The organism is Paraburkholderia sp. RL17-383-BIF-A (genome assembly GCF_046028015.1).
GTDB lineage: Bacteria > Pseudomonadota > Gammaproteobacteria > Burkholderiales > Burkholderiaceae > Paraburkholderia.
Genome location: NZ_JARESR010000017.1, coordinates 151,465 through 162,499, shown reverse-complemented (window position 1 = coordinate 162,499; position 11,035 = coordinate 151,465). Strand labels below are relative to the sequence as shown.

Annotated in this window: 8 protein-coding genes; 2 read left to right on the top strand and 6 right to left on the bottom strand. The window is 62.4% G+C overall.

Annotated features, from left to right (window positions below):
- Positions 1-774 precede the first annotated feature (774 nt).
- Both P0D71_RS20620 and P0D71_RS20615 read right to left on the bottom strand, forming a co-directional pair.
- Positions 775-2,148, bottom strand: a complete 1,374-nt coding sequence (locus P0D71_RS20620) for an MFS transporter (RefSeq protein ID WP_408481818.1) — start codon at positions 2,146-2,148, stop codon at positions 775-777.
- 65 nt (positions 2,149-2,213) lie between these two features.
- Positions 2,214-3,386 carry a M20 aminoacylase family protein gene (locus tag P0D71_RS20615; RefSeq protein ID WP_408343064.1) on the bottom strand — a complete coding sequence of 391 codons (1,173 nt, stop codon included), beginning with the start codon at positions 3,384-3,386 and terminating at the stop codon, positions 2,214-2,216.
- A gap of 117 nt (positions 3,387-3,503) precedes the next feature.
- Between P0D71_RS20615 and P0D71_RS20610 the strand changes: the two genes are divergently transcribed.
- On the top strand, positions 3,504-4,454 hold the full coding sequence (locus P0D71_RS20610) for a LysR substrate-binding domain-containing protein (RefSeq protein WP_408481816.1): 951 nt from the start codon (positions 3,504-3,506) through the stop codon (positions 4,452-4,454).
- Between the two features lie 35 nt (positions 4,455-4,489).
- Here P0D71_RS20610 and P0D71_RS20605 read toward each other — a convergent pair whose 3' ends face one another.
- A complete protein-coding gene (locus tag P0D71_RS20605; RefSeq protein WP_408296898.1) occupies positions 4,490-5,935 on the bottom strand; it encodes an aldehyde dehydrogenase family protein in 1,446 nt (481 codons plus the stop codon).
- Between the two features lie 212 nt (positions 5,936-6,147).
- Between P0D71_RS20605 and P0D71_RS20600 the strand changes: the two genes are divergently transcribed.
- Positions 6,148-6,519, top strand: coding sequence for a cupin domain-containing protein (locus tag P0D71_RS20600; RefSeq protein WP_408186555.1), 372 nt, complete (start codon positions 6,148-6,150; stop codon positions 6,517-6,519).
- Between the two features lie 137 nt (positions 6,520-6,656).
- On the opposite strand, the gene P0D71_RS20595 is transcribed toward P0D71_RS20600, so the two are convergent.
- From P0D71_RS20595 to P0D71_RS20585, 3 genes are all read right to left on the bottom strand, one after another.
- Positions 6,657-8,048, bottom strand: a complete 1,392-nt coding sequence (locus tag P0D71_RS20595; RefSeq protein ID WP_408481815.1) for an NAD(P)/FAD-dependent oxidoreductase — start codon at positions 8,046-8,048, stop codon at positions 6,657-6,659.
- Positions 8,049-8,116: 68 nt separating this feature from the next.
- Positions 8,117-9,718: a purine-cytosine permease family protein gene (locus P0D71_RS20590; RefSeq protein WP_408481814.1), complete on the bottom strand. Its 1,602-nt coding sequence runs from the start codon at positions 9,716-9,718 to the stop codon at positions 8,117-8,119.
- Between the two features lie 269 nt (positions 9,719-9,987).
- On the bottom strand, positions 9,988-10,959 hold the full coding sequence (locus P0D71_RS20585; protein ID WP_408481813.1) for a LysR family transcriptional regulator: 972 nt from the start codon (positions 10,957-10,959) through the stop codon (positions 9,988-9,990).
- Positions 10,960-11,035: the final 76 nt, after the last annotated feature.

The following is an 11,035-nucleotide window of genomic DNA, read 5'->3' as shown; positions in this document are numbered from 1 at the left end:
GTTGCCCCTGTGCGGGGCGGCACCTCCTTTCTTTGCCGCGGCAAAGAAAGGAGGCAAAGAAAGCCGCTTTGAACCGCCAGCTCATAAGCGGGTCCCCCGCGCAGCCACGGTAGTGGTGCATCTGGAATCCGTGCCCTCGCACACTCCGCGTTTGTGACACAGCAGTCATTCTTCCGGCGGCGCTGCGCGCGCCGTCGCGGTAGTTCGGCAAAACGTTTGTAGTTAAGGGATCGGTCTGCGATGCGCGGCCGCGATTTTTTGATCTCTTTCGGCGGCCACAATAGTTAGGAAAACTGAGCGCGAATAGAATTCATCGCTTCTTTCCTAATCGGATTCGCCATGGTGGCTGCCGTCTCCGCGGCAGTCGCCAGCTTGGCAAGAGGATCTGGATTGACGACGCTCGCAAGGAAAACTGACGAGATTCTGGCTGCTTCGCGGGCTGATCCCGGGCCTTCGACCGATAGTGCCAGCGTTGGTGTAGGCGCGAATGACCGCGACGGCGCGCGCAGCGCCGCCGGAAGAATGACTGCTGTGTCACAAGCGCCGAATGTGCGGGGGCACGGATTCCAGATGGGCCACTATCGTGGCTGTGCGGGGGACCCGCTTATGAGCTGGCGGTTCAAAGCGGCTTTCTTTGCCTACTTTCTTTGCCGCGGCAAAGAAAGTAGGTGCCGCCCCGCACAGGGGCAACGCCAATAGACCACTAAGAAAGCAAGGAAAGGCCAACAACCAGAAGCCCACAGCCCCGAAAACCAAAACCAAAAGAAAAAACCACTACCCAATATCCCGCCCAGCAGTCTCCCGCATAAACGGCAACGGCAACAAGGAAACCACCCCACACCCAATCAGATACCAAGCCGGCGCGAGATTACTCCCGGAAACCTGAATCAACCAGGTAGCAAAAAACTGGGCAAACCCACCAAAAATAGAAACCCCGAGACAATAAACAATCGACATCCCGGTAGCACGAATCTCACGCGGAAACATTTCCGGCAACATGACGATATTAGGCACCGCGGTAAACGCAACCAGCACACCCAGCACCGCCACCACCGATAACAAAACCGGCACCGTAGGCGAAGCATTGATAATCATGAACGCCGGATAAACAGCCACGATCAGCAGCACACGAGAAACCCACAACACGCGCTTACGCCCAACACGATCCGACAACCCGCCAGCAAAAGGCGAGCAGATCACCGTCACTACCGCAGCAGTCCACGCGGCCCAGAGCGCCGACGACATCGGCAAATGCAGAATCCGGATCGCGTACGTGGACAGATAAAACAGCACGATATAGTTCGCCGCCGTACCGCCGATCGTCGTCAGAACGCCCGTCGTAATCACGCCGGAATGCTCGCGAAACAGCTTGCGCACCGGCTGCGAGGCGGGCTGTAAAGCCGCCGCACTCCCGCCTGAGTGCGGCGCCGAGCCGTCTTCGATACCCGGCAGCGTCTCATCCAGATGCCGCCGGATATAGATGCCGATCGGCCCCATCGCCATGCCGATCACGAACGGCACGCGCCACCCCCAGCTCTCCAGCGCCGCGGTCGAAAGCGCCGCCGCCAACGCGACACCCAGCAGCGATCCGCACACCGTGTTCAAGCCCTGGCTCACGAACTGCCAACTGCCGTAGAAGCCGCGCGTTTTATTGCTACCGTATTCAAGCAGCAGCGACGTCGATGCACCAATCTCACCACCCAGCGCAAAGCCCTGAATCAGCCGCGCGAGAATCACCAGCAGCGGCGCAGCGACACCAATCGCCGCATAAGTCGGCGCGAACGCGATGATCGCGGAACCGAGCGTCATCAGCCACAGGGTGAGGCTCATCGCGGCCTTGCGGCCCGCGCGATCGGCATACGCCCCGAGCACGATGCCGCCCACCGGCCGCATGATGAAACCCACGCCAAACGTGCCGACCGCAAGCATCAGTTGCGCAAGCTGCCCTTCCACCGGGAAATACAGCTTGCCGATGATCGTCGCAAAGAAGCTGTAGATCGTGAAGTCGAAAAACTCGAGGCCGTTGCCGAGCGTAATCGCGGCAATCGCTTTAGCGTGGCTCGCGCGCCTCGCCGGTTGCGCTGCCGTCGCACTCTGCATGCTCAACGCTTCGGTGCCCGCGGGTTGCGGTGTGGCGGAATAGTCCATCTGTGTCTCCGTGATGTGCTTCCTGCAGATGCGCGGCTTGACCCGCCCACGCAAACGCTTCGGCGTCAGACCAGAAACGCCTGCGCGAGTCTCACCCAGTAGGCCGCGCCGGTGGCGAGGCAATCGTCGTTGAAGTCGTAGCCGGGGTTGTGGACCATGCAGCCGCCCTCGCCGTCACCATTGCCGATGATGAGGTAGCTGCCGGCGCAACGCTCCAGCAGGAACGCGAAGTCTTCGCTGCCGGTGAGCGGCTGCATATCGGCGATCAGGCCGCCTTCGCCGAGCCAGTCGAGCGCGACTTGCCGCGCAAGACCGGTCATTGCCGCGTCGTTGACGAGAACCGGATAGCGGCGCTGATAGTCCACATGCGCCTGCGCGCCGAACACGGCCGCCTGGCCGCACGCCACCGCCGTGATGCGCTCCTGCAAGTAATCACGTACCTCGGGTTTCAACGCGCGCACCGAAAGACGCATCTCGGCCGTCTCCGGAATCACGTTCGGCGCTTCGCCCGCGTGAATCGCACCGACGGTAATGATCGCCATATCGAGCGGCGCGATGTTGCGCGAGACGATGGACTGCAACGCGAGCACGATTTGCGCGCACACCACCACCGGATCGACCGCCTTATGCGGCACCGCGCCATGACCGCCGCGCCCGGTCACCTTGATGATCACCGTATCCGACGAAGCCATGAAAGACCCGGGCAGGAAGCCGAACTTGCCGGTCGGGAAACCCGGCATGTTGTGCATCGCAAACACGGCGTCGCACGGAAATTTGTCGAACAGGCCGTCTTCGAGCATTTTTTTCGCGCCGGCCAACCCTTCTTCAGCGGGCTGGAAAATCAGATTCAACGTACCGTCGAAGCACTTTTCCTGCGCCAGATGTTTGGCCGCGGCGAGCAGCATGGCCGTGTGACCGTCATGGCCGCATGCGTGCATCTTGCCGGGCACCTTGCTCGCGTACGGCAGTCCGGTGGTCTCGTGAATCGGCAGCGCATCCATGTCGGCGCGCAGCCCCAGTTTGCGCGTGCCGGCGCCAACTTTCAGTTGCCCGACAACACCCGTTTGACCCAGCCCGCGGTGCACGGTATAGCCCCACTCCTGCAAGCGTTCGGCGACCAGGTCGCCGGTGGCGAACTCTTCGTAAGCCAGCTCGGGCTGCGCGTGAATGCGGCGGCGCAGCGCGATCATTTCGTCTTCGAGTTCGGCGATGCCCGCCGGAATGGCCATGGTGTTCACGTCGTGTCTCCATCAATGAAAGCGTGAACCCAGCATAACGACGCCGATTTTCCAGCGGCAGGCGTAGAATCGTTGCGGCAGCAACCGCTGGTTGCCACCCTATTCGCTCATTGTCAGATGAAACTGCATCAACTCAGCACATTAGCGGCGATTGCCGATACTGGAAGTATCCGGGCCGCCGCCCGTTCGCTCGACCTGTCGCCCGCTGCCGTGACCAAGGCCATGCGCGAACTGGAAGCCGATCTACAGGCGCCGCTGGTGGTGCGCAGCGCAAGCGGCGTCGCGTTTACCGAGTTCGGCCGCGCGCTGGTCGTGCATGCGCGCGTGGTGCTCGGGCAATTGCAGCGGGCGCAAGCCGAGATCGAAGCGCTACGCGGCGCCGCCGCGGGCAAACTGTCGATCGGCGTCACGCCGTGGGTCGCGCTGACGTTTCTGCCGCTTACCGTGCAGCGGTTCCGCCAGCGCATGCCGGAAGTGCAACTGGAATTCTTCGAAGGCTTGCTCGCGGTCGTGCAGCCGCGTCTGCGCGACGGCAGCCTCGATTTTTCGATTGGTCGGCCGCCGCCCGCGTCGCCGCAATCGGAGTTTCACAACGTGCCGCTGTTCTCCACGCATTCGGCCGTGGTCGCGCGGCGCGATCATCCGAAAGCCGGTTGCCGCACGCTGCTCGAACTGGAAAACGCGGAGTGGGTGTTGAACTGGGACCCGGCAAGCCGCGAGTCGATCTCGGACAATGTGTTCCGCAAGCGCGGCATGCAGGTGCCGCACACCATTCATCTGGCGCACTCGCTGGCGGTCGTGCTGGGTTTGCTCGCGCACACGGACATGCTCAGCATTTTTCCGTGGCCGCTCGTTGAAGTGACGCTCGCGAAGGAGCAGTTGTGGGCGCTGCCGCTGCGAGAGACGGTCGACGAAACCATCGTCAGCATCACATCACGCCGTGGCGCGCCGACGAGTCCGGCGGCCGCGTGCTTTCTCGAATGCCTGCGTGAAGTCATCGACGAAGGAGCGCGCTCGCAAGATGCCGAGCAGCGCCGGTTGTTTCATTCGATCGAATTGCTGCTTTAGTCGCGGCATGCGTGGGAGCATGCCGCTGCGCACACTCAAGCGCCGTAACCGACCACGCCCTTGATCTCCAGGAAGTCTTCCAGACCGAACTCGCCGTACTCGCGGCCATTGCCCGATTGCTTGAAGCCGCCGAACGGCGCGTCGGGATTGTAGTCCGCGTAGTTCAGATAGATCGTGCCGGTGCGCAGGCGCTTCGCCACCGCGCGGGCGTGCTCGAGCGAGCCGGATTGCACGTAGCCGGCGAGACCGTAGAGGCTGTCGTTGGCCATCGCGATGGCTTCATCTTCGGAGTCGTATGCGAGGATCGACAGGACGGGTCCGAAAATTTCCTCACGCGCGATCGTCATCTCCGGCGTGACCTTGCCGAATACCGTCGGCCGCACGAAGTAGCCGTTCTTCGATCCTTCCGGACGGCCCAACCCGCCGGCCACCAGCGTGGCGCCCTCTTCCATGCCCACGCCGATCAGCCGCTGGATCTTGTCGAACTGCTGCTCGCTGATCACCGGCCCGAGATCCGTATCCGCCGCATTGGCAGGACCGACGCGCAGCGCTTCGGCGGCCTCTTTCGCATAGGCCAGCGCTTCGGCTTCATGCGCACGCGGCACGAACATGCGCGTGGGCGCATCGCACGATTGGCCGCTGTTGTCGAAACAGGCACGCGTGCCACGCATGACGGCTTCTTTCAGGTCGGCGTCTTCGAGAATCAGGTTGGCCGATTTGCCGCCCAGTTCCTGATGCACGCGCTTGACCGTATCCGCCGCGGCCTTCGCGACCAGCACGCCCGCGCGCGTCGAACCGGTGAACGACATCATGTCGATGTCAGGATGCGACGACATTGCTTCGCCCACGGTGCGGCCCTCGCCGTTCACGAGGTTGAACACGCCGGCCGGCACGCCCGCTTCGTCGAGGATCTCGGCGAAGATGATCCCCGACAGCGGCGCCAGTTCCGACGGCTTGAGCACCATCGTGCAGCCTGCCGCGAGCGCGGGCGCAACCTTGGTGGTGATCTGCAAAGCCGGCCAGTTCCACGGCGTGATCAGCCCGCACACGCCCACGGCTTCCTTGCGGATCAGAATGCCGTTTTTCAGAGACTCGAACTCGAACGTGTCGAGCGTGCGGATCATCGTTTCCAGATGCGCGACGCCGGTCCACGCCTGCGCGTCGTTCGCGTACTGGAGCGGCGCGCCCATCTCGCGGCTGATCGCATGCACCATGTCGTCGTAGCGCTTGCGATAGACGTCGAGGATCGCTTGCAGCAGATCGATGCGCTCCGCGATCGTCGTTTCGCTGTAGGCGGGAAACGCGCGCTTCGCGGCCGCGACGGCGCGATCGACATCCGCCGCGCTGCCGAGCGAGATCTGCGCGAACGCGGTGGCGGTGGACGGATCGATAACGTCGAGCGTGGCGGCGTTGGCCTGCTCGATCGACCCGAGCGGCTCGACCCATTGACCGTCGATATAGAACTGCTTGGCGTGTTGCATGAGGCTTGTCCTTTACGTGAATGTTTCAGGTCAGACGGGGGGCCAATCGCACCCGCGGCGGCGTCACCCGCTTTACATCGACGCCGCTCAATCTGAATGTCTTCAAATCGAAATTCATCGCTACGCAGCTTTGGCTCAGACTCCGGCTTCGAATCCATTTTTCGCATCGACTCAACGATAGCGACATCGATCCATTCCACCAGGAGAGACACATGAGCACCATCACTTTCACCCGCATCGACGCTAAAGGCCCAGGCGCATCCGGCCTGAACCCGGCCCTGCACGATCCGGCCGACGTCATTCTCGAAGGCGCCAAGGCACCGCACGCCCTCAATGCTTACTCCGACGCCACCAACATGTTGTCCGCCGGCGTGTGGCAATGCGATGCGGGCACGCTGAAGCTGGCCGACCTGCCGATCCACGAAGTCTGCGTGCTGATCGAAGGCGAAGTCGTGATCACCAGCGACGACGGCCGCAGCGAACGCTATGCAGCCGGCGACGCCTTCATCCTGCACAAAGGCTTCTCGGGTACGTGGCACATGCCGGTGGCGACCAAGAAGTACAGCATCGTGTACTGCGGTTGATTCACACTGCATCGCTGCATTGCTTCGTTGCTTCACCTGCAACCGCACCCGCACCTGTACCCGCTAAGGTGCGGTTTTTTTATTCCGGCGGCAACACAAAAAAAACGCGTCCGCCACCACTGCGCGGAAGCCATGGGCTACATCGGAAAACCCAGCGCCTTGATCGAATTGATCCACAGACGCCGCCAGCCGCCGCGATCGTCCGCGCCGTCGAACGCATTGAAAGTGATCTTCGCGGCGATCCAGCGCACGGGTTCCGGCGGTATATACGACGGCCCCTTGCGCGAGATGTCGAGCGACGTGATCACCGTATCGCGATGCCATAGCATGTCGAGACCCATCTTCGCGCCGAAGCGGCTGCCCGCCACGCCGAAGCCCGTATAACCGGCGACGAACACGCTCTTGCCGCCGTGATAGCGGCGCGCGAACACGGCTCCGCGCGAGCAGTAGTCGATCGGGCCGCCCCATGCATGCGTGAAACGCACGTCGTCGAGTTGCGGGAAGGTGCGGTAGAACGCTTCGGCGAGTTTGTAATAGGTGCTTTCGTCGCGATCGGCTGCGGGATTCGGGTCGCTGCCGAAGTGATAGCTCACCCGGCCGCCAAAGATGATGCGATTGTCTTGGGTGAGCCGGAAATAATTGAGCTGCGTGCGCGTGTCGTAAATGCCCTGGCGATTCTTCCAGCCGATGCGCGCCATCTGTTCTTCGCTCAATGGCGCGGTCGCGATGATGTGATCGCGCACCTGCATCACCCGGCGCTTGATGTCGGTCACGCCGACGTCCGCGGTGCCGGTGCCGAGCAGCACGCGCGGCGTTTCGATGCGGCCCGCCTGCGTGTGCACGATCATCGTCGCGCCGCGGTCTTCGAGGCGTGTGAGCGGCGAATGTTCATGCAGGCGCACGCCGAGTTTCAGCGCCGCGGCCTTCAGCCCCCAAGCGAGCTTGGCCGGATGAATCGTGCCGCTGCGGTTGCGTGACCACATCGCACCCGCGAAGAGCGGCGAATCGAGCTGCTCGCGCGCGCCTTTACTGTCGAGCAACACCACGTCGTGTCCATGCGCGACATGCAGTTCGTAGTCACCCTTCAGGTGACCCAGGTGGCCCGGGTCGACCGCGACGGTCATCTCGCCGTTCCATTCGACATCCGCTTCAATGCCGTAGCGCGTCAACGACGCCTTGAAGCCGTCGAGATTCTCCTGCCCGAGCTTTTCGAGCACGTCGAGGTCTTGCGGAAAGACCCGTGTCGCATTCGGCAGACCGTGCATCACCGAAGTCGAGATGATGCCGCCCGGACGGCCCGAAGCGCCGTAAGCCACCTTGCCCGCCTCGATCAGCACGACGTCGAGCGACGGGTCGGCTTCTTTCGCCTGAATCGCGGCCCATAAACCGGTAAAGCCGCCGCCCACCACGACCAGATCCGCGGAAGTCGGACCGATCAGTTCCCGTTCGACAGCCGGCGCGCGCGGATTGTCCAGCCAGAACGGAAATAGCTTTACCCCTTCAAACGCGCGCTTTACTGACTCGCTCATGCTGTTTGCCTGCCTGATTTGAAAACCATTACTCGTACCGCACGATTCTGCACGCATCGGCGCGCGCTTCAACCTGCGTCCTGCGTGTCCAGCACCGCTTCTTCACGTTCCGCACGCGTGGCGCGCTGCGCTTTCGCCTGCCCTTGCGCGGCTGCTTTGAGCCGGCTCGCCGGGACCACCGGATGCACGTTCATATTGCGCTGCGAACCCGCACGCAACCAGCGTCGGCCTTGCGGACCGTACACGCCGTCCGGCTCCGGGAAACACTGCAGCAACGAGAGGTAGAGCGTGCAGGCAAGCGTCAGCGAAACCGGCATGCTGATGTCGAGGCCGCCGGCGAGCTGCCCGAGCGGGCCCACGAACTGATCCGGCAGATTGACGAAGCACAGGCCGATCACCGCGCTCGGAATCCACGCGCCCATCGCGCGCCAGTTCCAGCCGTGCGTGAACCAGTAGTGTCCGCCTCGACCGCCGCGATTGAACACCTGCAAATCGTCGGACAGGTAGAAACCGCGCCGGGTCACGAACCCGATGATCATGATCATCATCCATGGGGAACTGCAGACGTTGATCAGCACCGAGAACGTCGACACGCTTTCCACCAGATTGAACGCGAAGCGGCCGAGAAAAATGAAGCCGATTGCGAGACTGCCGATCAGCAACGTGGCGCGCACGCGGTTCAGGAATGTCGGAAACATGCTCGACATGTCGAGCCCGGTGCCGTACAGCGCGGTCGTGCCCGTCGACATGCCGCCGATGATCGCAATCAGGCACACCGGCAGAAAGAACCAGTTCGGCGAGATCGCCAGCAAACCGCCCACATAGTTATTCGACGCGATGAAATCCGGCGCCTTGCCGGCGATGATCGTCGCCGTGGCGAGGCCGAAGAAGAACGGCACGAAGGTGGCGAGTTGCGCGAGCATCACGGCGAGAATCGTGTTCTTTTTCGGCGTGTCCCGCGGAATATAGCGGGCCCAGTCGCCGAGCGTCGAGGCGAACGACACGGGATTGCTCATCGCGACCAGCACGGCGCTCACGAACGCCGGCCAGAAACCCGCCGAACCGAGCGCGACCTTGCCGGCATACGCACTGTCGAACGGACCGGCGAACGCGGCGATACCGACCACGAACAGCAGGCTCGCGGCCCACACCGCAATCTTGTTGACCCACAGCATGAAGCGGAAACCGTAGATGCACACCGTCAGCACCAGCACCGCGAAAAGACCGTAAGCGAAGCTCAACGTCATCCCGTTGACCGGCAGGCCGAGCAGATGATTCGCGCCGCCCACCAGCGCATCGCCCGAACTCCACACCGCCAGCGAGAAGAACGCGACCGAGGTCAGCAACGCGAGAAACGAGCCGACGATCCGCCCATGAATGCCGAAATGCGCGCCGGAGGAAACCGGGTCACTGGTGCCGTTACGCGGACCGAACAGGCTCATTGGCGCGAGGATGCACGAACCGATCAATACGCCGATCAAGATGGAATAGACGCCCGCCTTGAACGACAGGCCGAGCAGCACTGGAAAGCTGCCGAGCACCGAGGTGGAAAAGGTATTGCAGCCGCCGAACAGCAAGCCGAACAGATCGATCGGCCGCGCATATCGCGAGCGATCCGGAATGCGTTCGAAACCAAATGTTTCGACTTGAGTGATGCTGTTGCTGCTCATTGTCTCCGACTCCTGTAACGGCCAGGTCAATCACAATGGCTCGCCACAAGGGTGCGGCGTCCACTTTTCTCAGATGTCTGGACGCCACTGTAAAGACAATCGCCACGGGCAAAAATATCGTCCACCCAACCTTTACTTCGATCGCCGGCGATGTAACGGAAAAGCCTTTTCCCATAAGGCTCTACGGGCACGCTGGAAGGTCGCCTCGCGACTCGCTACGCAGCACGGCCGGCGCAAACGTCGAAGCAAATAGCGAGAATCGATGCGTGTTACGCGCCGCCCGCCTGACGCGCCTGGCGGCGCTTTTTTGCCGCGGCGACGGTTGGCAGCGGCACCGGCACCGCGCCGGACATGCCGTGCTCGATCAAAAAATCGCGGAACAGACCGGCGACGTGCGGCAAGCGTTTGTCCGACATATGCATCACGTACCAGTCGCGTTCGATCGGATTGGCGGGCAGCGGCAGCAACGCGAGCAGGCCCGCCTGAAACTCCAGCGAACAGGCGTGCAGCGACAGGAACGCGATACCCAGGCCAGCCTCCACCAGTTGCTTGATAGCCTCGTTGCTCGACAACTCGGAGCCGATGTGCAGCTTGTGCCCGGCGAGGCGAAACAGATTCTCGACGGTCGAGCGCGTGCCCGAACCTCGCTCCCGCACGAAAAGATTCGCGCTTTGCAGGTCGTCGAGCGACAAACGTTTTTTCTTCATCAACGCGTGCGCGGGCGAGGCGACGAATGCCATTGGATGCCTCGCGAACGCGGTCGCCGCCGTGCGCAATTTGCGCGGCGCACTGCCCATCACCGCGAGATCGATCTCATGCGTAGCCAGCATGCGGATGATGTCGGCGCGATTGCCGACCTTGAACTGCACTTTCACTTGCGGACGCGCTTCGGTAAAACGCACGAGAAACGGCGGGATCAGATACTCGGCCGTGGTGATCGCGCCGATGCGCAGCGTGCCGCCCTGCTCGCCGTGCAACGCAGCCAGATCGTCCGCCGCGCCGTTCCACAGGTCGAGGATTTCCAGCGCGTAGCGGGCGAGAATCTCGCCGGCCGCGGTCAACTGCACACCACGCCCCACGCGCTGCAAGAGCGGCGCGCCCGCAGCCTCTTCCAGCAAACGCACCTGGAGCGAAACGGCCGGCTGTGTGAGCCGCAATTCCTCGGCCGCGCGCGACACGCTGCCGAGCTTCGCAACCGTATGCAAGGCCTTCAACTGACGAAACGTGGCGGCTTTTAACATAAGTGAAAACCTATATGTTCTTCATAAACATTAAATTGTGCTGCGGTTTTCGCCGATTTTATACTGGCCTCACAGA

What these genes read in the sequence shown, in the direction of transcription:
- P0D71_RS20620 (WP_408481818.1), bottom strand. Translation starts at nt 2,148, where the DNA reads ATGGACTATTCCGCCACACCGCAACCCGCGGGCACCGAAGCGTTGAGC.
- P0D71_RS20605 (WP_408296898.1), bottom strand. Translation starts at nt 5,935, where the DNA reads ATGCAACACGCCAAGCAGTTCTATATCGACGGTCAATGGGTCGAGCCG.
- P0D71_RS20610 (WP_408481816.1), top strand. Translation starts at nt 3,504, where the DNA reads ATGAAACTGCATCAACTCAGCACATTAGCGGCGATTGCCGATACTGGA.
- P0D71_RS20585 (WP_408481813.1), bottom strand. Translation starts at nt 10,959, where the DNA reads ATGTTAAAAGCCGCCACGTTTCGTCAGTTGAAGGCCTTGCATACGGTT.
- P0D71_RS20590 (WP_408481814.1), bottom strand. Translation starts at nt 9,718, where the DNA reads ATGAGCAGCAACAGCATCACTCAAGTCGAAACATTTGGTTTCGAACGC.
- P0D71_RS20595 (WP_408481815.1), bottom strand. Translation starts at nt 8,048, where the DNA reads ATGAGCGAGTCAGTAAAGCGCGCGTTTGAAGGGGTAAAGCTATTTCCG.
- P0D71_RS20600 (WP_408186555.1), top strand. Translation starts at nt 6,148, where the DNA reads ATGAGCACCATCACTTTCACCCGCATCGACGCTAAAGGCCCAGGCGCA.